Genomic DNA, 22,554 nt, shown 5'->3' on the forward strand with positions numbered 1-22,554 from the left:
ATGAAAATACTTCCTCATTTTTGGCAAAAAGCGATTCTAGGCGCAGTGATCGGTGCAAGTGTAGTTGCAGGCTGTAGCACACAACAGCTGGAAAAAAATCCTGCTACTGCAGTGACGCATTTACGTTATCAAAGTTACCCCGGTCTGGTGTCGTTGCCTGAATTGGCACAAGACTTGGGCTACCTGGGCAAAATTAAACTGGATTATGTCGGTACGGTACAAGGTGGCCCACAGGATTTATTGACCCTAGTTTCAGGTGATGTTGATTTTGCTTCAGCCTTTAATGGCGCCGTGGTGAAAGTCATTGCTGCGGGTTTAGATGTGGTGCCTGTGATCGCATCTTATGGCAGTGATGAAGACATGAACGTGGGTTTTTATGTTTTAGAGAACAGCCCGATTCGTAGTCCACGCGATTTTATTGGTAAAAAAGTCGCGGTAAATGCCTTTGGCGCCCATTACGAATTTATCGTGAAAGATTATTTACTGCGTCATGGTTTAACTGAAAAAGAAATTCGTGATGTTGAACTGATTGTCTTGCCGCCGGTGAGTTCCGAGCAAGCTTTACGTAATGGTCAAATCGATATTGCCGTGTTCTCGGGCATTCTAGAAAAACGTGCGTTAAAGAGCGGTGGTGTGCGTCCGATCTTTAAAGATATTGAGTTATACGGACCATTCACTGCCGGCAGTTATTCAATGCGCCGTGATTTTATTAAACAGAACCCGGAATTGGCTAAAACCTTTGTCAATGGTGTCGCACGTGCACAAGAATGGTTACATCACACCCCGAAAGAACAAATCGTGGCGCGTATGGAAAGCATTATTGATAAACGTCAGCGCAACGAAACCAAAGTCCTGATTCCCTATTACACCGGAACCGGTGTACATGCAGTGGGTGGGGTTCAAAAAGATCAGGACTTCGCGCCTTGGATCAAGGCTTTGGTACAAGAGCAGAAATTAAAACCGCATCAGCTCAATGTCAGCACGCTGTACAGCAATGAATTTAATCCTTATGCAGCGCAAAAAAATTAAGATTAAAAAAGGAATACAATAATGACCAGTGCTTTAAATTTAGATCATGTGCGTAAGGTCTTTCCTGCACAAAATCATCCCAATAGCAAAAATTACAAACCTGAATTCGTGGCGGTCGAAAATGTCACTTTAGATATCCAACACGGTGAATTTGTTTCTATTGTTGGACCGAGTGGTTGCGGTAAATCGACTTTACTTGACCTGATTGCCGGCTTAACCAAGCCATCTTCGGGGCAAATTTTACTCAGCGGCAAACAGATTACCCAGCCGGGTTTGGACCGTGGCATCGTGTTTCAGCAATACGCGCTGTATCCCTGGCTGACCGCTTTAGAAAATATTGAATTTGGTCTGGAAGCCAAAGGTGTCGACAAGAAAACTCGCCATGAAAAAGCCCAGTATTATTTGCAACTGGTTGGACTTTCAGGTTTTGAAAAGCATTATCCGAATGAGCTTTCCGGTGGGATGAAACAACGTGTGGCGATTGCGCGCAGCCTTGCCTATGAGCCGGAAATTTTGCTGATGGATGAACCCTTTGCTGCACTGGATGCGCAAACCCGTGAAACCTTGCAAGAAGAGTTAATTAAAATTTGGCAAAGCTCGAAAAAAACCATTGTTTTCATCACCCATAGTATTGATGAAGCGATTTTCCTCAGTCAACGCGTGGCGATTATGACCTCCAGGCCAGGGCGAATTAAGGAAGTCATCGATATTCCCGCCAGCCTGAAAGCCAAAGCTGAGGACATTCGCTCCACCGCCGAATACGGCAAAATTCGTCATCAAATCTGGTCGCTCTTAAGCGAAGAAGTGATTAAGGCGCAAGCACTCGAAAAAGACAAACAGCTTGCTCACGCATAAATAAAATTGAGGATTATTCATCATGTCATCGACTCAACAGGCGATTCCGCATAGCCCGACCTTTAGCCCGTCAAAACCACGCTTGGAACTCAGCTGGCTGAACACCATTTTTAAACGCACCATTGCGATTGTGCTGTTTTTATTATTATGGGAAACCTTACCTCGAGCAGGTGTGGTCAGCCCGGCATTTTTACCACCGTTATCCACAGTTTTGGAAACGGCCTGGCAACTGTATCAAAGTGGTCAATTGGGTACGCATTTCTTTGCCAGTATCCAGCGCTCGATTATTGGTTTTGTCCTGGCACTTGCCATTGCCATTCCATTGGGGCTGGTGATCGGCTGGTACAAACTGGTCGCGGAAACCTTAAACCCATTATTGGAACTGTTTCGTAATACCACTGCGCTGGCATTAATGCCGTTATTCATTTTATTTTTAGGGATTGGTGAAGCTTCTAAAATCAGCTTGCTGGTTTACGCATGCACCTGGCCGATTCTGTTAAATACCATTACCGGTGTACAAACTGTTGATCCACTATTGATTAAATCGGCGCGCACCATGGGTTTAAAACCGTATCAACTGTTCCGTAAAGTGATTTTACCCGCTTCTGTCCCGACCATTTTTGTCGGCATCCGCTTGGCTGGAGCGATCTCGATCCTGGCGCTCGTGGCGGTGGAGATGTTTGGCGCCAAAGCTGGTCTGGGTTATCTGATTATGTATTCACAATTTAGTTTTGAAATTCCACAAATGTTTGTCGGAATTCTGGTGATTACTTTAGTGGGCTTATCTTTTAACTACATTTTGATTGGGCTGGAAAAATACTTTACTGCCTGGAAACATAATCCATCTGAATAATATTAATACCTCAGAATTAAAATGCAAAAAAGCAGTGTTAATTCACTGCTTTTTTATATTTGCTAAAATAATAAATATTTGAGTTTTAAAATAAATAAAATATTAATTTTTTTAGTTTGAATTAAAATAAAACTCTAAAATAAATTATGTATTTTTTAATATAGTGTCTGATTTTTTTTAAAAAATACATTTAATTATAATAATGCATATTTCATTAAACGCGTACGAATCACATTTCGTGTCACACCCAATAACCTTGCGGTATGCACCTGATTGTATTCGCAGTAAGTATAGGCACTGCGAATAAATTGCTCTTCAATCAACTCATTGATATTGAGTTGCGGCAATTGCTGCGAAGCTTGAAATAAATGCTGAAAGGTGGATTGCAATAATTTTTCCGCATCGGCATTGGCCAAAATTTCCGGCAATGCAGTTATATCTAAATCGTTTTGCTGTGTACTTGGATTTTGTCCTTTGCTACGGCTATGTAATAGGTTGGAAAAGCGGATATCGTCCGGTTCAATCACCCCATTTTGACTGACCAAAACTGCATGGTGAATGGTATTTTCCAGTTCACGAATATTGCCGGGCCAGCGGTGCTGATGTAACTTTTTAAGTGCCAAAGGCGAGATGCGTAAAGGGGTGGCATGCGGGTCGGTTTGGTAGCGCTCCACAAAGAACTTTGCCAGGGGTGAAATATCATCTCGGCGCTCTGAAAGCCTTGGAATACGCAGTAAAGCCACATATAAGCGGTAAAATAAATCCTCACGAAATTTACCTTCCAGCACTGCTTTTTCCAGGTCAACATTGGTCGCGGCAATAATCCGTACATTAATCCGAATCGGCTTGAGCGAGCCGACCCGGACAATCTCGCGTTCTTGTAAAATCCGCAGTAATTTTACCTGCATCGGTAGCGATAAATCACCAATTTCATCTAAGAACAATGTGCCATTATGCGCCGCTTCAAACCAGCCAATGCGCTGATTGATTGCACCGGTAAAGGCACCTTTTTCGTGTCCGAATAACTCGCTTTCTGCCAAAGATTCGGTTAAGGCGCCGCAATTGACCGCAATAAAAGGGCCTTTGGCACGGTGACTCAAGGCGTGAATTTGTCTGGCCACCAATTCCTTACCCGTACCGGTTTCGCCAATAATCAAGGCATTGGCATCGCTTGGCGCAATTTGTTCAATGCGCTCCAGTAACGCCTTTGATAGAGGATCTTCAAAGACGGTCGCTCGGGCGCGTTCGTAGCGAACCGTCTGACTGACGCTAGGATGCGTTAATATAGACATATGATTTGCTTCATTATAAAAATTGAACTCATCATGAAATATTTAATATCGAAAAATAAATAATAAAACGATATTTAATTATCTGTTTTGCTGCATAAATACTTTTTGATAAATATATCTGTTAAATAGATAAATAAAGCATGCATAACTAAATATTAAATCGAGATAAATGATCAGCTAAAAATATTTTATATTAAGTAAATCATAAACACAGAGTAATTATAATGACAATCACAGCTGTTAACGTACGCAATCAATTTAAAGGCGTTATTCAAGAAGTATTAGAAGGTGACGTTGTTTCAGAGATCAATGTGGAAACCAAAGCAGGTCTGTTCACTTCAATTATTAGTACCCGTTCAGTCAAAGACCTCGATCTTAAAGTGGGTTCTGAAGTGGTGGTATTGATCAAATCGACGGAAGTGTCCTTGGCGAAGCTGTAATTCGCCATAACCTCAAGCTTTACAGGAGAATTGAGAGATGACACAGCAACAGACTGGCCATATATCTGTTCAGCAACTGAGCAAAACCTATCCAACGCAAAATAATGACGAGCTTACCGTACTGGACGATATTAATTTAGACATCCAACCGGGAGAATTTATCAGTATTGTCGGCAGCAGTGGCTGTGGTAAATCCACCCTATTACGCTTATTGGTTGGACTGGAAAATAGCTATCAAGGCCAGATCCAGGTGGATGGCAAAAAGATTTTTGGTACCAGTTTAAACCGTGGGATTGTATTTCAGGACCATCGTCTTTTTCCGTGGTTAAGCGTGCGTGAAAATGTGCGTATTGCACTGCATCAAAATAAGCTGACCCGTGCTGAAGAAGACAAGCTGATTGATGAACATCTGCAACTGGTTAATCTGACCAGTTTTGCCAATGCCTATCCATCGCAGCTTTCAGGCGGCATGAACCAGCGTGTTGCTATTGCGCGAAGTCTGGTGAATCGTCCAGAAATCTTGTTTCTGGATGAGCCATTTGGCGCACTGGATGCCTTAACCCGTCAGAACCTACAAGATGAATTGCAGCGGATTTGGCAGGCAGAAAAAATCACCATGGTGATTGTGACCCATGATGTGGAAGAAGCGGTATTTTTAGGTGATCGCGTGGTGGTGATGCAGCCGCATCCGGGTCGAATTAAACGCATTGTGGATGTGCCCGTTGCGCATCCACGTAAACGTGAAGATGTGCGTTTGCACAATATTAAAAATGATATTTTGCTCGATTTTAGCGATCCTTTAAAAGACCAATTACACAATAACAAACAACCAGCGAAGTTTTCCGATTATCAATTTGCTTGGTAATTGGGTTGTATTTGCTATCCAAAAGCCTGCGTAAAGTGGGTTTTTTTTATGTCTGCTTAAAACAGCCCGACATAAAAAAATCCCTCACTAAAGATAATGGAGAGCAGATAAGAAATTGACTGATTTCTATTATTTTAATTCATGATGATATGGGATACGCGGAAACGTCATCCACAACTGTCTGAGGCAGGACCAGATTAGAAAATAATTGTTTCTGCGATAAATTAAAAAAATGAGCGGTAGTGAACGAGTTTTGTGGATGACAAATGGTTTTGGCTACTTTTGCCGAAACAAAAGTAGCATATAGCTTACAAGCATTTAATTTAAAATGGAAAATACCGTTGTTCACTGATCATAATTAAGAAGTTTATTTCTAAACTCCTTAATTGACACTAGCATTACTCACCAAGAAGGGATATTCAACTGGTTTTAAATTAAGACGCTTTCACTTGCTTACTTGCCAAAACATACTGGTTTTCTGGACGCTTCAAACCTAAGTTTTCACGTAAAGTTTTGCCTTCATATTCGGTACGGAACAAGCCACGACGCTGCAGTTCAGGCACAATAAATTCAACAAAGTCATTCAGACCGGCAGGGGTGGTCGGTGGCAGGATATTAAAACCATCTGCCGCTTCATTTTCAAACCAGTTTTGCAGCTGATCGACCACTTGTTCAGCTGTACCAATCAATGTCCAGTGACCGCGTGCCGAGGCAATATATTCATACAGTTGGCGAATGCTGAAATTATGCTTACGCGCAATATCAATCATCATTTGCTGACGGCTGGAAAAATTAATGTCGGCATCTTCCAGTTTAGGGAAGGGTGCATCCAGATCATATTTATCCAGGTTAATGCCACCAGATAAACCCGACAGTAAACTTAAACCGACTTTAGGATGAATCAGGCTGTTTAATAACTGATATTTTTCTTGCGCTTCCTGCTCAGTTTTCGCGACAAAAATAGACACGCCCGGCATGATCTTCAAGTCATCTGCATGACGGCCATATTTCAATAAACGACTTTTGACATCGCGATAGAATTCCTGGGCATCTGCCAGGTTCTGTTGCGCGGTGAAAATGACTTCGGCATATTTACCCGCCAGTTCACGACCATCTTCAGACTGACCGGCTTGGACAATCACTGGATAACCCTGGACTGGACGAGAGACATTGAGTGCGCCCTGTACACTGAAATATTTGCCAGTATGTTGAGGCTCGTGAATTTTATCGGCATGGAAAAATTGACCACTTTCTTTGTTGTAAATAAAGGCATCATCTTCCCAAGAATCCCAAAGCTTCTGCGTCACTTCAATAAATTCATCCGCGCGTTCATAACGTGTTTTAGGATCTGGATGTTGTTCTAAGCCGAAGTTACGCGCGGTATCGGGGGATGCTGTAGTCACCACATTCCAGGCAGCGCGACCTTTTGAAATATGATCTAAAGACGCAAATTTACGTGCCAACAGATAAGGGTTTTCATAGGTAGTTGATGCGGTCGCAATAAAGCCCAGATTTTTGGTCACTGCAGACAGCGCAGCAAACAAGGTCACCGGTTCAAAGCCAACGCCTTTATCCCCTAAACCCAATTCACCTTCAATTGCCGAACCCCAGCGAACGGATAAGCCATCTGCTAAAAAGTAAGCATCAAATAAACCTTTCTCTGCGGTTTTTGCCAGCTCGATAATGTAATCAAGATTCAAATGGTCCTGAGGACGTGATTCAGGATGACGCCAGCCAGCAGCATGTTGAGCGGTCGCGGGAATAAAGGCACCGAGTTTAATTTGACGTTTTGACATTGTTATATCCTATAGATTGTATTTTTCTCAACAATGCGTATTTCAAGATATATGCCAATTAAAAAATATAATTAAAACAATAATATAAAATACATATGATTTTTATATGTTTAATAATCAGCAGAAAAAGGGCAGCTTTGTTTAAAAGCAGACAGTAGAAAAAATGCAGTGCTTATATAAAAAATAAGCAAGACTCAAGAAAGCATAGATCTGTGGTTATCGGCTTTTTAGAAAGATCAAAAGCGATGTCATTTTAAAACGGCATAAAAAAATGCCCCGCAGGGCATTTTAAATTGTTCTTGAATTAAGATGCCTGCGCTTGTTGTCGTTCTAGTACATACTGGTTTTCAGGACGTTTTAAACCCAGATTTTCACGCAAAGTGTTTCCTTCATATTCAGTACGGAATAAGCCACGACGCTGCAGTTCAGGCACAATAAACTCCACAAAATCATTCAGACCTGCTGGAGTCGAAGGCGGCAACACATTAAAACCATCCGCTGCTTCATTTTCAAACCAGTTTTGAATCCGATCCACCACTTGTTCAGCTGTACCAATCAATGTCCAGTGACCGCGTGCCGAGGTAATATATTCATACAGCTGGCGAATACTGAAATGATGCTTTTGGGCAATCTCAATCATCATTTGCTGACGGCTCGAGAAGTTGATGTCGGCATCTTCCAGTTTTGGAAATGGCGCATCCAGATCAAATTTTGAAAGATCAATATGACCAGCTAGACCGGACAATAAACCTAGACCGACATCAGGATGAATCAGGCTATTTAATAACTGATATTTTTCTTGCGCTTCCTGTTCGGTTTTAGCGACAAAAACCGACACACCCGGCATGATTTTCAGGTCATCAGCGTGACGGCCATATTTAGCTAAACGCGCTTTCACATCACGGTAGAAAGCCTGGGCATCGCTCAGGTCTTGCTGGGCAGTGAAAATCACTTCGGCATATTTGGCAGCCAGTTCACGCCCATCTTCCGACTGGCCGGCTTGCACAATCACCGGGTAACCTTGCGGCGGACGAGGCACATTCAGTGCACCCTGTACATTAAAATATTTGCCTGTATGTAGCGGTTCATGTTGCTTGGTTGCATCAAAGAATTGACCGCTTTCTTTATTATAAAGGAAAGCATCTTCTTCCCATGAATCCCAGAGTTTTTGCGTCACTTCAATAAATTCATCGGCGCGTTCATAACGGACTTTGGCATCCGGATGGGCAGTAAAACCAAAGTTACGTGCAGTATCGGCTGAAATGGTGGTGACCACGTTCCATGCCGCACGACCTTTGCTGATATGGTCTAAAGAGGCAAATTTACGTGCCAAAAGGTAAGGTTCTTCATAAGTGGTTGAGGCCGTGGCAATAAAGCCGATATTTTTGGTCACGGCAGAAATAGCCGCAAATAAAGTCACCGGTTCAAAGCCAACCACCTTGTCGCTATAACCAATACTTTGCTTGCTTTTAGACGCACCATGACTCCAGTTCACCGATAAGCCATCAGCCAGGAAGTAGGCATCAAATAAGCCTTGCTCGGCGGTTTTTGCCAGTTCTATGGCGTAATCAAGACTTAAATGATCGTTTGGACGCGACTGTGGATGACGCCAACCTGCTGCATGTTGCGAGGTGGTGGGAATAAAAGCACCCAGTTTAATTTGTCGTTTAGCCATGATCTTGCCCTGTTATCATCATTTATTTTCAACAGATTTATAACAAGGAATCAAAAGCTTGAAAAATACGATAAAATTAAATCCTTATAAGGAATATGGGATAAGCTGATCCAACGCCAGCCTGCACTTTTATCACTTCTTTTAAACGACTGACATTTTCTAAATTAAAGCTTTTACAGTTTTTTTCTTCCAGACAAACTGATAATACAGCCCTTGTAGAATACATAAGCAGACAAAGGCCAGGGCATAAGCATACCAGATGCCTTGCAAGCCCCACCATCGGCTAAACAGGTAGGCACAGGGCACTTCAATCAATAAAATTGCGGCAATATTAATCAGCATCGGTAGGGTTACCGTACCGCTGGCACGCATGATGGAAGCAAAAATGGCACTGGCGCCAAAGAACAGGATGGACCACAACACAATAAATAACAGTTGCTGTCCCAGTACAACCACCGTCGGGTCGGTGATAAACAGTGCCATCAGATATTTTGAGAATAAATAGGCTAATGCCACTAACCCACCGGTAATGACGATATTCATAACGAGCGCCGTACGCGTAACTCTGTTGAGTAGATCCGATTTTCCGGCCCCAATCGCTTGTGCGGCAAAAATCGACGCGGCAATAGATATAGACAGGGCGGGAAATTGAATGTAATTCAGCACCTGATTGACGGCACCATAAGCTGCAGTGGCATGCGAACCGTAACGATTCACCAAGCCGACAATGACCAAGCCTGCAACGGATGTCGTCACCATTTGAACCCCAGTTGGAATGCCGAGTCGCAGAATGATTATACTGAGTTCGCGTTGATGACGAATATGGCTGAGCAAATGACGGTCAGGCTTGAGCGGATGATCTTTTTTATTTAAGTACACGGCTAAAAAGATCAGTACCGCAAGGTAACCGACAATGGTGGCAATGGCAGGCGCGACAATGCCCATTTTCGGAAAGCCAAAATATCCTGCAATCAGTACCGGGGTAATGAATACGCCAATCAGAATGGTCATGCCGGATGCAATCAGCGGGGTGGTGCTGTCACCGACACCGCGTAAAATGGAAGTATAAATAATATAGATAAACAGCAATGGACTACCAGCAAGCATCCACTGTACATAAGGCAGGGACAGGTGCATGACGTCAGGATCTGTGCCTAAGGCAAGCAAGATATGTTCAGCAAAAATCACCCCCAACAGGGCAATGATACTGCCGCCAATTAAAGTCATAAACAGGGTTGAACCGACTACACAGCGGACTTTTTCAACATTTTTCGCCCCCCACGCCTGTCCAACCAATACGGTTGCGCCTGCTGAGAGACCAATCACGAAAGCCATCAGACAGAACAAAATCGGGAAGAACACAGCCACTGCTGCAATGGCATTTACCCCCATCATTTGCCCAACAAAAACGGTATTAATCGTTCCTGAAAGATTTTGCAAAATATTGGTCGCAATCAACGGCAACAGGAAAATTAAAAAGGTTTTCCATAATTTCTGTTGAGTGAGCAGTGATTGATGTTGAGGCATGGAACATCCTGTAAAGATATTTTTATCATTTTCAGATTTAAGCTAACCCTAGCTGAATTAGCTTAAAATAGCCTTAGCTTTTAGGTAACTGAGGCTGAGTTTTTATGGAAAATTATAAGTTTATACCGCAGATAAAATGGCAGTAGCCTGTTCTAGCGTTTCATCTTTTTTGGCAAAACAGAAACGGATTAAACGTAAATTTTCTGGTGGGCGCTGATAAAATACTGATATTGGAATAGCGGCAATCCCGTGCTGTTCAGCCAGGAATTTACACATCTCGACATCATCCAGGTCGGGCCGAATAGCACTATAATTCAGGTTCTGAAAATAGGTGCCCTGTGACGGAGTAAAATGAAAGCGTGAATTACGCAGGCCGGAATTAAACAGGTCACGCTTATCCTGATAAAAGTCTGCAAGCCCTTCAATATGCTCAGGATGCTGTTGCATAAAAGTGGCCAGGGCCATTTGTACCGGCGTCACGCCGCAGAAGCTGACAAATTGGTAAATCTGGCGAAATATTTTCATCAGTTCTGGTGAGGCCACACAATAACCGGTTTTCCAGCCAGTGACATGGAAGGTTTTACCAAAGGAACCGACCACAATGCTGCGGTCACGCAATTCAGGGAAAGACAGCGCCGAATAGTGCTTTTGACCATCAAAGACCAGATGTTCATAGACTTCATCGGACAGCACCACAATATTTTTATCCCGAATCAAGTCAATTAAATTTAACCAGTCCTGACGTGACCAGATGGCACCGCTTGGATTGTGCGGGGTATTTACAACGATCATCCGGGTGTTATCGTTGATGGCATCTTTCACCCGGTTCCAGTCCACGGAAAACTCGGGCGCAGTTAAGGCAATATGAACCGCTTTGCCGCCCACCAGCTGCACGCTTGGTCCATAACTGTCGTAGCAGGGATCAAAGATAATCACTTCATCACCGGCATGAATCAGGGCTTGAATGGCAACAAAAATAGTCAGGGTGGCCCCAGGCGTAATGGTGATTTCAGTCAGCGGATCAATCACCAGTTGATCGCGTTTTAAAAATTGCTGGGCCAATTGTTCACGCAAGGAAATTAAGCCATCACCAGGTGCATACTGGTTAAAACCATCCAGAGTGGCTTGGCTTAAGGCTTTAAGTAGTGCCGGAGGAGCGGCAAAATCGGGAAAACCTTGAGAAAGATTTAAGGCATTCAGACGCTGTGCCATCGCTGTCATTACGCTGAAAATAGTGACACCCTGTGCCGGTAGTTTGGAATGAATCTCAATCATGACCCGAACTCTTCAATATTCTTATGCTTTCCAGTTTAACAGCAAGCGTCTTCCAGCAGAATCAAAGGATGAGCTAAAGCTCTGCACTTTTTTAACTAATTTCATTCATTTAACTGAATAGTGCTAAGAGATAAAATTAACAAAAAACCTACTAGACGAAAAAAACAACATTTTCTAGAATGCGTCTCAAATTAAAATAAAGCTATAACAACAATAAATGATCATGTTTAAAAATATCCATACTGTTATGGAGGGGATGGGCTTAGGTTTGCAAAAGCGTGCCCTACATATCCAATTTTCTCATCAAGTGCTGAATTCCCAGGTTTTTATTCAACGCATTGAAGGGCAACATCGCATCAATCAGGGGCTTAAGGCTGAACTGATTTGCTTGTCGACCAACGCACATATTCCGCTAAAACAATTTATTGGCGGCCAAGTGGCAGTTGATCAGGTAACCGATGCAGGCCAGCTATCTCGAATCACCGGCATCATCACGGGAGCCAGCCAAGGTCAAAGTGACGGTGCACTCACTCTATATAAACTGACTGTTGAAGATGCGACTGCGCTCTGGCACAAACGCCGGAACAGTCGCGTATTTATGAACAAAAGTGTACGGGATATCAGTGAAATCCTGTTTAAGGAATGGCAAACGAAAAGTGTCTTGTTTGCAGCCAGCTTAAGTTTAAATACTCAAGGTTTGAGCAGAGAATATGATGTGCGTCCTTTTGTGATGCAGGCCAATGAAACCGACTACGAATTTTTAACCCGACTATGGCGTAGTGAGGGCATTAACTGGCTGATTGATCAAGCGGAACAGGTTGTAGCGACGTCATCAGCTGCCATACAGCCACAGAAATTACGCTTAATTGATGAAAATTCTCAATACGGTGCTTTAAGCAGAAGATCGATCCGCTTTCACCGTAGTCATGCTACAGAGCAATTCGATAGCATTACCAGTTTTATTGCTGAGCGTCATTTGCAGTCAACCGCAATTCAGGTGCAACGCTGGCAAGCCAACAGTCTGTCTCAGGACCAAGCCAATATCAGGTTAAGCAATCATCAGCATACTGATCTGCACGACAATGAAACCTTAAGTTTAGAGCAGGCCTGGAGCATCAGCCCGGCTTGGACTTCGGATTTAACCGGTGCTGATCAAAGTACGGTTTCAGGCAGCCAACAGTTAGATAAATTCAATCAGCAGTTATCGCAATATCAAGATTTGCATTCCAAATATTTTACGGCCCAGAGTAGCGTACGGGATGCGCATGTCGGTTACTGGTTTGAATTGCTTGATCATCCGGAAATTGATCTGCATTCAGGTTCAGATAAAGAATTCCTGATTTTGGGTAAATCTTTTTATAACCAGAATAATTTGCCTAAAGACATGCTGCGTCAGTTAGAAACATTGCTCAGCTTAAGTCGTTGGCAAAATTTAGGGGAAGAGCGACAGGGTAATAAGTTATATCTGGTACGGCGCAATATTGCTGTAGTTCCTGAATATCATCCTTTGGTACATCGACCTCCTGCTTATCCACAACGGGCCAGAGTGGTAGGTCCTGAAGGGGAGAGCATTTTTGTAGATGCCTGGGGACGCATCAAAGTACGCTTCTTGTTTACTCGTAGCGATGATCATAGTCATGATGGTGGAGCGGGAAGTAATGACAATGACAGCGATTCTGCTTGGGTAGATGTGTTAACCCCTTGGGCAGGTGAAGGGTATGGTGCACGTTTTCATCCGCGGATTGGTGAAATTGTGGTAATTGACTTTTTTGAGGGGGACGTGGATCGGCCTTTCGTGGTGGGGCGGATTCATGAAGCAGAACGCCATCAGACTAAATTCGATCTGAAAGGTCAGTTACCGGAGACTAAAAAGCTCAGCGGTATCCGCTCGCAAGAAGTGGATGGAACCGGTTTTAACCAATTACGTTTTGATGATACTCGCGATCAGATCAGTACCCAGTTACAGAGTAGCCATGGTACCAGTCAGCTGAATTTGGGCAATTTGAGTCATCCTAAAGATCAAGAAACCAGTGAGGGCCGTGGTGAAGGCTTTGAATTAAGAACAGACCACTGGGGTGCTGTTAGGGCGGGTAAAGGCTTACTGATTTCGACCTATCCTCAGGATCAAGCCAATGGTCATCATCTCAGTACAAATGAGGCAAAAGCTCAACTGCAATCAAGTATGAATAATGCTCAGGCATTGAGCCAAATCGCAAAGAATCAGCTAACAGATCCCTTAGACGTTTTAGAACAGTTGAAGGTTTTTCTTGAGCAAATTGAAAGTGGGGAAAAAGAACAAGCAGACAGTTTTAAACAGGCTTTAATGCTATTGGCTGCGCCTCATTCGATTGCCCTTGCAACAAATAAGGATATTCATATTTCAGCAGATCAACAGATTCATCATAGTGCGGGAGAGAGTATTAACTTCAGTACACAGAAGTCTTTGATTGGACATGCCAGTCAGAAAATTAGTCTTTTTGCCGCACAAGAAGGAGCAAAGTTATATGCAGGAAAAGGAAAGGTTGAATTACAAGCACAGGATGATGCCATTGAAGCCATAGCCCGTAAGGTTGTTAAGCTGATTTCGACCGAAGATAAGATTGAAATAACTAGCCCTAAAGAGATTGTACTGACTGCTGGCGGTTCACAATTAAAAATTAATGGTGATGGTATTTTTACGACCACGGGTGGCAAGTTTGAAAGTAAGGCGGGGCAGCATAGTTTTGTAGGAGGAGGGAAGGTGGCGTATGAGGTACCTCAGCTTCCCAATAACGCTTTCTATAGTAATAGGCTGGATGTATATGATTTATTTTGGCAGTCTGATTTCAGTTCACTACGCTATAAAGCTTTTATTCCCGACACGAATTCGTATGTTTTAGGTCAGCTTGATGAGCATGGCCGTACTGGCAAAATTACTACATCAGACCCTTCTAAAGTGGAAGTCTTGGTGGGCTTAGATGAGGACTGGGGATTAAGTGTCCAAGGCTACGACATAGATGATTGGATAGAACATAATAATAAATAGGGTATAAAAAGAAAAATGAAGAATAAGTCTTTAGCAACAGTACAAATTTTAGATCTGTTAGGCAATCCGATTTCTAAAGTCCAATATGAGGTTAAAAACAGTACAACAGGCCAGCATGTAGTACACGGCTCTACTAATTCTAAGGGATGTATTTATGAAATTCAAAGGGATAAAGGAACAGTTCTAGATATATATATTAAAAGCCTTTTTGGCGGAGGCATGAAAAAAGTCCAGACATTCACCATGTCGAAAGACCGTATATTGGTCACAGTGATCAGTCCTAAAATTCTTTTAGACTTGAAAACAGTAGAGAATAAAGGAAGTCAGGGGAGTTATAAGCGTAAAACACATACGGTTAAAAAGGGTGAAACCTTATCTTCTATTGCGCAGCAGCATCATACAACGGTTCGAATGCTGGAAAGGCTGAATGGAATAAAAGATACTAATAAAATTAGTATAGGGCAGATAATTAAGCTTCCGGTTAATATGCCTGCTACAGGCAATAATACTAGCACTGAGAGAAAATCGAATTCTCAAAAAGATAATTCTCAGAAGACTCAATTACAACAAATAGAAGAAAGTAAAAAAGAAGATAAAAAGATTGATAAGGGAATTCCTACTACGACTAATAAAGGCACTGCTGTTATATTTGAAGAATACCAAAAGAAAGCGTTAGGTCAACTTAATGAATGGTATGAAGAAGGAAAAAAAACACTTTCAGAAGCGGTAAAAATTGATTTCAAAGAGGGCCGTAGCCAAGAAGGTGGAACCCCTAAAACTAATACTACTAATTTGTGTGAAAAGAATCCTCAATGTATTTCGCAAGGTAAAAGTGAATTAATTAGAGAAGTTAATATTAGGTTAGCGGGGTTTGGGGGAGCTTTGCCTACAGATGAGTTTACTCCCTTAACTGTCGAATGCATTAAGCAGTTCCAAAGAGATTACATGGGAGTTCCTGAAACTGGAAAAATATGCGGAAGTGTTTTAGCTGCTTTAGATAAATTTTACTATGAGTACCCAATTTCAAATTTTATGGCTAAAGCTAGTTGTCCTTGTGGACAATGTTCAGGCTATGGTAATAATAGAAGAGGTGTAAAGTCTGGTTTAAATACTGCCAATGAATATCCTGGATTACATAGATCTTTAATATGGATATTAAAAGCATTAAATTTTTATTTAAAAAATGAATTTAAATCTAAAAACCTTGAAGTAGCTTATATCGAATCTGGCTATAGATGTATAGAGGATAACAAGAAAAAAGGAAGGACTACGGTAAACCATATGGGTTTGGCTTTAGATATACATGTTAATAAAAATGGGAAAAGAACTAAAGCTGAGTCAGATATGGAATTTATTAGAAAAAGTATTTTTATATCAAAAATGAAAGCTTCAGAGCAAAGGATTGATAATAAAATATATTTAGAACCAAAAAAATTTAATAATGGTTCTTTAGGAGCAGACACATGGGTGCATTTTGATGTTACAAGATTTTTCTCTATATATAGAGAAGATATATATTTTAAAAATAATATATCTGATTTAAATGGAGAATTGTTCAGAAGAAATATATTAAAAATGAAGAAAGAGTCTTTATTTAGCTGTTCAGGCATTATTAATCTTTCAGATAGATCACCTTCAGAAAAAATAATGGATAAACTTGATCTTTCAGAACAAGATATTATTGATATTATGAAAGTAACTGAAACTGAGATAATTAAATTTAAGACAGAAAAATATTTTTATGAGCAAGCAGCTGGTGTTGTAGATACGATTTTAAATCGAGTAAAATCTGGTGTCTGGGGGAGTTCAGTAAGAAGTGTAGTGAATGCACATAGACAATTTTCGAAAATTACTGGTCCACAAAATTTAAAGCCTTATGGTTTAGTACAAAAAATGCCCATGTCTGCAGTTAGCGCAAGAATTAGAAATTTTGTTAACACTTATTTAATAGAGAGAGCTAAAGGAAAGAAATCAATAATAGGTGAGCATTTAAATTATGCTAATAAATATTATTCTGATGAATATAATAGAAAAACATGGGTAAATAATTTTCATGATCAGGCAGAAAAAGAGGGGTTAATATTCGGTAATGGTAAAGCTATTCATGCACATGGTACGGTAGAAGAGCTAAGGAAGTATATACCAAAACCATTTAAAATTGTTTTGCCTGAAAATTTTAAAGGAATTTAAAGTAATGATTAAATATTTTAATAAATTTATAATAGTTTTTGTTTTAAGCTTTTCAAATATCACTTGTGCAGAAAACAAAATATTAGATTGTAATTTTTCAAATGTTAATGAGAGTCTTCAATGTGTTTTAGAAGAAAATAAAAAACTTTTAAATAAACTTGATAATTTAAATAATAGTAAAAAAAGTGATTACAAAGATTGGAAGGGTAAAATTAGAAATACTTGTGAAAGTAAGATTAGATACTCTATGGGAGAGGGTGCAGCCTTAGCTAAAGAACAATGTTTAAGAGATGAATATATTTTAAGAATAAAAGACATTTCTAAAACTTATAGTAAAAAAAATAATTTGAAAAAAAATGATGATGGATTTTTAATAACTTCTCTTCCTTATAACTCAGATAATCATTCAAAATGTATCTTGAAAAGTGATAAAAATAGTTGTAGAAAAATTAATTTGATTAATGTTTCAGAATTGTCTAAGGTTTATAATTTTTTAAATAGTAGTTTCGGATCATCTGTAGTCTTGCCTGAGTCAAATAATGGGTTATTAATTGTGATTTCTCCATTTTCTGAAGAAAATGGAGAAAATTTTATTAATTTAGCTATAGTTAATAACTTGGGGGTAGTAAAGAATATTACTCTAAATGCTTCAAATAATATTATGATTAATAAAAATTATGAAGTTATTTTTTATAAAGGAAAAAATAAGTCTAAAATTATATTAAAATAAAGCGTGTTTTTTTAATTTATATTAATAATCGTCAATCATTTTGGATTTTTATAAAAAAAACCGACTCTCGTCGGCTTTTTTATTTTCACCCTTCCAAAACTTCTTCCAACAACTCTTCACTTGGAGCGAAGTAGTAAGCGCCATCCATTGGAGTTACAAATTGAAGTAAACGGTCATGAATACCATCGCCCGCTGTACCAAACATATGTTCTAACATATGGTCGATAATGTTTAAGTTTTTGGTATAAGCAATAAAGAATAAACCCTGGTCACCTCGACCTTCTCCATAAGGAAGAGAATGACGTAAAATTTCCATTTCTTCGCCTTCTTCATCTTCAATCACTACACGGGCAATGTGAGCATTTTTAGGTTTAACTTCATCGTCCAGTTCAATGGACTCTAACTTGGTTCGACCCATCACATTTTCTTGAGCATCGACTTTTAATTGTTTCCATTTTTCCAAGTTATGGGCATAGCGCTGTGCAAATACAAATGAACCATCGGCAAAAATACCGGCATCTTCACCCAATAAAGCAACTTCGGCACGATCATCAGGGAACTGCGGGTTTTCAGTACCATCAATAAAACCGGTAATATCACGTCCATCGAAATATCGGAAACATACCCGTTCATCTAGTACTTCTATTTTTTCTTGAATGCCTTCAAAGAATGACTGGCTTAATGCAAAACAAATGTCTGCACGCGCACTGGCAATATGAATGAGAAGGTCTGCCGGAACAACAGGCATTTGAAACGAGCCTTGAATCGGTTGCAATTGCTTAAAACCGACAGGACTTTGATTATATAATTGTGTCCACAGTTCAGGACCAAAAGCGACGCCTGTTTTAATCTGCGCATTCGGGTGTTGGGTAATTAAACGATCACGGGTGGTAAATAAATCTGCAAGTTTTTCTTTTAACTCATCAATTGTTAAATCTTTCAAACGTAAAACAATAAACCGAGCATGATCTGAAGGTAATGGTAAAATTACAGATTGGGCAGTCATACATGGCTCCTAACAATTTTTATAAAATACGTGGCTGGCTTTATTGTGCCTCATCACTGCCAAGGTGAATAGTCCAATGCTTATTTTTTGATGATCAATTTTTCAAGCATTTAAAAGATGAAAAGTCATATAATAGGCCGGTCTTTTTATCTCCTTATATTTTATGTCTTACCAGGTTTGGCTGGCGTATATGCTGGCTTGTTGGGTCATCAGTATTTCACCGGGTGCAGGGGCGATTGCATCCATGTCCAGTGGTTTGAATTATGGCTTCCGCCGTGGCTACTGGAATGCGTTAGGTTTACAACTCGCATTATTGCTACAAATCGGAATTGTGGCCGCTGGTGTGGGGGTACTTTTTGCCACCACACCTTGGGCTTTTCTGGTGGTGAAATGGTTTGGGGTGGGCTATTTATTGTATTTGGCTTATTTGCAATGGAAAGCACCAACGCAGTCGATTGAGATTCAACAGGAACAACCGAATAAATCGATCCCTAAACTGGTTCTATATGGTTTCTTGGTCAATATGAGCAACCCCAAAGCCATTGTGTTTTTACTTGCAGTATTACCGCAGTTTTTAGACTTGTCTAAACCACAATGGATTCAGTACCTGATTATGGCAGCCACCATGGTGACAATTGATTTGATTGTAATGGCCGGTTATACCGGACTGGCAGCTAAAGTTTTACGATTACTGAAATCGCCGAAACAACAGAAATATATGAATCGGACTTTTGCTGTGTTGTTTAGTTGTGCAGCTGGATTACTGAGTCTGGTACATCAGTAATCAGTGTTTTCCCTCTCTTGATAGGAGAGGGTGAGGGAGAGCTTAGTAGAAAAGAAAAAGCATCTTAAAAATGATCGAGATATAAAGGAAAGATTAAGCCAGTTTTTTGACTTTCTGCACTGTAAAAATCACCGCAAATAAAATTGCCATAGTCAATACAATCGTCAAACCGGTAGAAGTATCTAAACCTGCACTGGACCATAACCCTACACTAATTCCGATTTGAGCGATCACAAAAGCCCAAAGCACCATCTGTTTCGGTGAGTTTGCCAGTAAACGCGCTGTTAATGCCGGAATCACCAGTAAAGCGCCCATCAACAATGAACCGACAGCACGCAAAGCCAATACAGTAAAGAGAGCCAATAGCAACATAAATACCAGACGTTGCCATTTTGCATTCACGCCTTCACTTACTGCCATATCAGGATCAATCGCAATCTGAATTTGTGCTTTCCAGTTTTTATACAGCACGGCTAAAGCAGCAATAATCACCAGAGAAAACATCGGCAAGTCTGACCAAGAAATTTGCAGCAGATCACCAAACAAATAGCTCAGCAGTTCCGGTCTTAAACTTGGAATATGTTGAATAAACAGTAAGCCCGAGCAGAGCAGGGTGGCTGAACAAAGTGCCAATAAAGCATCATTGGGTAGTCGAGGGTCATGCAGGACCCATAAAATGGCGACCAATAAAAAGGCCAGAAAGCTTACCCCTAACCAGAGAGGTAAGCTTAAAGCACCGGCAATCGCCACACCCAATAAAGTGCCATGTGCCATGGTGTCGGCAAAAAAAGACATCCGTCGCCATAACATTAAACAACCTAGCGGAGCGGTCAGAAACACCAACAGCGTTCCCATGGTCCATGCAGGTAACAAGAGTTGTAACCATTCCATCATGGTTTAAGCTTCCGGTTCAGGGTGAATATGTGGACGAGAATCATGCTGACATGGCGTTGCACTGTCACCATGGGCACAGTGATCATGGTGATGTTGATAGAACACCCGGTTGGTGCCAAAAATAGCCTGATATTCTGGATGTTGCTGCACGTTTTCCGGCAAACCGCTACAGCAGATATGTTTATTTAAACACACTACACGATGAGTCCCTTGCATGACCCATTGCAGATCATGCGAGACCATCAACACGGCACAGCCATATTTGATCGGCAAGCTTCTGACATATTCATACAGTTCTGCTTCAGACTGAATGTCTAGACCTTGCATCGGTTCATCCAGGACCAGTACATCGGGTCGACGCAGTAAAGCGCGTGCCAACAACACCCGTTGCCGTTCACCGCCTGAAAGTTGCTGAACTTTACAATCCTGTAATTTGGTAATGCCGGTATCACGAATAATTTCTGCTTTAATATCAGCATCACAATGTTCTAAAGCCAGTAGATCTTGCACGCGTAAAGGCAGGCTATGTGAAGGATTAAACTTTTGTGGCACATAAGAAAATTTGAGTTTTTTATTGTTATGAATTTTGCCTGAGTTGGCTTTCACAATACCCAAAAGCACTTTAATTAAAGTCGATTTTCCCGCCCCGTTCGGACCAATGAGCGTGACAATTTCCCGTTCATGTAAGGTGAAATCGACATTTTTTAAGATGTCACGGTCGTCAATCCGCACACTGATTTTATCCAGGGCAATTAGGGGATTGTTGGTTACTGTTTGTTGCGGCACTGCTGACATATCCCAGAAATTTCAATAATACTGTGTTGAGCAGTAAATTGATCAGATGCTGAAAGTTCATCTAATTGTGTTAAAAGACCCTGAGCAGACGCTTCTTTAACATTTTTGCACTGGGTACAGATTAAAAATGCCGCCTGATGTCCTTCGCGTGGATGACAGCAAGGAATATAGGCATTAATTGAAGTTAAACGGTGGATGAAACCTTTTTCCAGTAAAAAGTCCAAAGTGCGATACACGGTCGGTGGTGCAGCAGGCCGGTCAGATTCACTCTTGATTTTAGCCAGTAAATCATAGGCGCCCATTGGACCAGTCGCATTTAAAATCAGTTCCAGCACTTCTTTGCGTAATGGGGTTAAACGTGCACCTGTAGTTGCACAGAGACTTTCTGCTTCGGCAAGACGTGTTGCTATATTATGATGGTCATGTACGCCATGTAATGCATTGTGATGTTCGTGCGAACATAAGCTCATAGCAAAACCTCAAGTGCGAAATTTATAAAAAGAAAACGACATTAAATCTTAACATGAAGCGATACCCGTTTCGATTAAACGTAGGTATTTTTGTCGATTTGTTATATTATAACACTTATTGAACATTTGGTGATCTTCTTCATGTACCGTTTCTTTGCATTTTGTGCCCTGGCGCTATTCAGTAGCATTGGCTGGACACAAAATCTGGTAGTGTCTACGCATCCAATTTATCTTATCGCTCAGGAAGTTACTCAGGGCGTGGAGAAGCCCGTGCTATTGCTGGCAGATCAGTCTGGGCACGACATTACTCTGACCCCAGCACATCGCAAAGCCATTATGGATGCCTCACTGGTGATCTGGCTGGGTAAGGCACATGAAGCCCCATTGAACAAGCTATTAGCAGATACACCCAAAGCAATTTCAATTTTAGATTCCGGTATCGTGCAAACCCTGCCTCAGCGGACTACTCGCGGTATGGCATTGAACAATACGGTAGATACGCATGTCTGGCTGGATCCCAACAATGCCGTACGTATCGGCTTTTTTATTGCCGCGCTGCGTTCACAGCAATTACCCGAACATAAAGAAGCCTACTGGGCAAATGCCAAACGCTTTGCTCAGGAGATGTTGGTCAGTGCACAACAATATAATAGCAATGCCACGGTGAAGCCTTATTGGGCCTATCACGATGCCTATCAATATTTAGAACGTGCTTTAAACCTGAAATTTTCCGGTGCATTGACCGATGATCCACATGTCGCACCCACTATTAGTCAAATCAAGTATTTAAATGATAGCCGTCCAGCTCGCAATATGTGCCTCTTGGCAGAAGGACATGCCAGCAAAAACCAGTACCAGAAGTTGAATCCAGTAACCTTTCAGGCTGTCGATGAAAGTATGGGTAGGGAAGGGGACTTCGTGCAGGCATGGAAGAAACTGGCCGAGCAAACCTATAAGTGTGTACAAAACGCACGGAAATGATGCAAAAATTAAGCAACTATTGATGCGTTCAAAAGCGATTTATGTAATTAAAAAATCCGACTTAGGTCGGGA

General features: G+C 41.2%; 19 protein-coding genes. 10 read left to right on the top strand and 9 right to left on the bottom strand.

Translation table 11 applies throughout. The features are described from left to right. Genes B4C48_RS11170 through B4C48_RS11180 form a run of 3 tightly spaced genes read left to right on the top strand, consistent with a single transcriptional unit; the run spans position 1 to position 2,737 of the window. Positions 1-1,029: an ABC transporter substrate-binding protein gene (locus tag B4C48_RS11170; protein WP_291356488.1), complete on the top strand. Its 1,029-nt coding sequence runs from the start codon at positions 1-3 to the stop codon at positions 1,027-1,029. 21 nt (positions 1,030-1,050) lie between these two features. Beyond that, entirely contained in the window at positions 1,051-1,884 is an 834-nt protein-coding gene (locus B4C48_RS11175) for an ABC transporter ATP-binding protein (protein ID WP_291356490.1), read from the top strand. 22 nt (positions 1,885-1,906) lie between these two features. Beyond that, on the top strand, positions 1,907-2,737 hold the full coding sequence (locus B4C48_RS11180; RefSeq protein WP_291356492.1) for an ABC transporter permease: 831 nt from the start codon (positions 1,907-1,909) through the stop codon (positions 2,735-2,737). Positions 2,738-2,931: 194 nt separating this feature from the next. Here B4C48_RS11180 and B4C48_RS11185 read toward each other — a convergent pair whose 3' ends face one another. Continuing rightward, positions 2,932-4,029: a sigma-54 interaction domain-containing protein gene (locus tag B4C48_RS11185; RefSeq protein WP_291356493.1), complete on the bottom strand. Its 1,098-nt coding sequence runs from the start codon at positions 4,027-4,029 to the stop codon at positions 2,932-2,934. Positions 4,030-4,253: 224 nt separating this feature from the next. Here B4C48_RS11185 and B4C48_RS11190 point away from each other — a divergent pair, with 224 nt between their 5' ends. Both B4C48_RS11190 and B4C48_RS11195 read left to right on the top strand, forming a co-directional pair. Further along, positions 4,254-4,469: a TOBE domain-containing protein gene (locus B4C48_RS11190; RefSeq protein ID WP_086193917.1), complete on the top strand. Its 216-nt coding sequence runs from the start codon at positions 4,254-4,256 to the stop codon at positions 4,467-4,469. Positions 4,470-4,506: 37 nt separating this feature from the next. After that, positions 4,507-5,334, top strand: a complete 828-nt coding sequence (locus B4C48_RS11195) for an ABC transporter ATP-binding protein (RefSeq protein ID WP_291356496.1) — start codon at positions 4,507-4,509, stop codon at positions 5,332-5,334. 434 nt (positions 5,335-5,768) lie between these two features. Here B4C48_RS11195 and B4C48_RS11200 read toward each other — a convergent pair whose 3' ends face one another. The 4 genes from B4C48_RS11200 to B4C48_RS11215 form a co-directional block, all read right to left on the bottom strand. Further along, positions 5,769-7,130, bottom strand: coding sequence for an LLM class flavin-dependent oxidoreductase (locus B4C48_RS11200; protein WP_291356498.1), 1,362 nt, complete (start codon positions 7,128-7,130; stop codon positions 5,769-5,771). Between the two features lie 304 nt (positions 7,131-7,434). Next, positions 7,435-8,805, bottom strand: a complete 1,371-nt coding sequence (locus B4C48_RS11205; RefSeq protein WP_291356500.1) for an LLM class flavin-dependent oxidoreductase — start codon at positions 8,803-8,805, stop codon at positions 7,435-7,437. Between the two features lie 159 nt (positions 8,806-8,964). After that, on the bottom strand, positions 8,965-10,332 hold the full coding sequence (locus B4C48_RS11210) for an MATE family efflux transporter (RefSeq protein ID WP_291356502.1): 1,368 nt from the start codon (positions 10,330-10,332) through the stop codon (positions 8,965-8,967). Between the two features lie 120 nt (positions 10,333-10,452). Next, positions 10,453-11,607, bottom strand: coding sequence for a methionine aminotransferase (locus B4C48_RS11215; RefSeq protein WP_291356504.1), 1,155 nt, complete (start codon positions 11,605-11,607; stop codon positions 10,453-10,455). Between the two features lie 223 nt (positions 11,608-11,830). Here B4C48_RS11215 and B4C48_RS11220 point away from each other — a divergent pair, with 223 nt between their 5' ends. Genes B4C48_RS11220 through B4C48_RS11230 form a run of 3 tightly spaced genes read left to right on the top strand, consistent with a single transcriptional unit; the run spans position 11,831 to position 17,552 of the window. Next, positions 11,831-14,632 carry a type VI secretion system Vgr family protein gene (locus B4C48_RS11220; RefSeq protein ID WP_291356506.1) on the top strand — a complete coding sequence of 934 codons (2,802 nt, stop codon included), beginning with the start codon at positions 11,831-11,833 and terminating at the stop codon, positions 14,630-14,632. A gap of 15 nt (positions 14,633-14,647) precedes the next feature. Further along, positions 14,648-16,822: a LysM peptidoglycan-binding domain-containing protein gene (locus tag B4C48_RS11225; RefSeq protein WP_291356508.1), complete on the top strand. Its 2,175-nt coding sequence runs from the start codon at positions 14,648-14,650 to the stop codon at positions 16,820-16,822. A gap of 4 nt (positions 16,823-16,826) precedes the next feature. After that, entirely contained in the window at positions 16,827-17,552 is a 726-nt protein-coding gene (locus B4C48_RS11230) for a hypothetical protein (RefSeq protein WP_291356510.1), read from the top strand. Positions 17,553-17,637: 85 nt separating this feature from the next. Here B4C48_RS11230 and B4C48_RS11235 read toward each other — a convergent pair whose 3' ends face one another. Beyond that, the gene (locus tag B4C48_RS11235; RefSeq protein WP_291356512.1) at positions 17,638-18,558 is read right to left on the bottom strand and encodes a Dyp-type peroxidase; all 921 of its coding nucleotides are present in this window, start codon (positions 18,556-18,558) and stop codon (positions 17,638-17,640) included. 163 nt (positions 18,559-18,721) lie between these two features. Here B4C48_RS11235 and B4C48_RS11240 point away from each other — a divergent pair, with 163 nt between their 5' ends. Beyond that, a complete protein-coding gene (locus B4C48_RS11240) occupies positions 18,722-19,342 on the top strand; it encodes a LysE family transporter (RefSeq protein WP_291356514.1) in 621 nt (206 codons plus the stop codon). 93 nt (positions 19,343-19,435) lie between these two features. Here the strand turns inward: B4C48_RS11240 and znuB are convergent, their stop codons facing one another. The 3 genes from znuB to B4C48_RS11255 are packed head-to-tail and all read right to left on the bottom strand — an operon-like array spanning position 19,436 to position 21,501. Beyond that, a complete protein-coding gene (gene znuB, locus B4C48_RS11245) occupies positions 19,436-20,236 on the bottom strand; it encodes a zinc ABC transporter permease subunit ZnuB (protein ID WP_291356516.1) in 801 nt (266 codons plus the stop codon). 3 nt (positions 20,237-20,239) lie between these two features. Further along, positions 20,240-21,031, bottom strand: a complete 792-nt coding sequence (gene znuC / locus B4C48_RS11250) for a zinc ABC transporter ATP-binding protein ZnuC (RefSeq protein WP_291356518.1) — start codon at positions 21,029-21,031, stop codon at positions 20,240-20,242. Then, positions 21,004-21,501 carry a transcriptional repressor gene (locus B4C48_RS11255; RefSeq protein WP_291356520.1) on the bottom strand — a complete coding sequence of 166 codons (498 nt, stop codon included), beginning with the start codon at positions 21,499-21,501 and terminating at the stop codon, positions 21,004-21,006. The genes znuC and B4C48_RS11255 overlap by 28 nt, the downstream gene beginning before the upstream one ends. A gap of 141 nt (positions 21,502-21,642) precedes the next feature. On the opposite strand from B4C48_RS11255, the gene B4C48_RS11260 reads away from it, so the two are divergent. Further along, on the top strand, positions 21,643-22,482 hold the full coding sequence (locus B4C48_RS11260; RefSeq protein WP_291356521.1) for a metal ABC transporter solute-binding protein, Zn/Mn family: 840 nt from the start codon (positions 21,643-21,645) through the stop codon (positions 22,480-22,482). Positions 22,483-22,554: the final 72 nt, after the last annotated feature.

Source organism: Acinetobacter sp. UBA3106, assembly GCA_002365595.1.
Taxonomy (GTDB): domain Bacteria; phylum Pseudomonadota; class Gammaproteobacteria; order Pseudomonadales; family Moraxellaceae; genus Acinetobacter.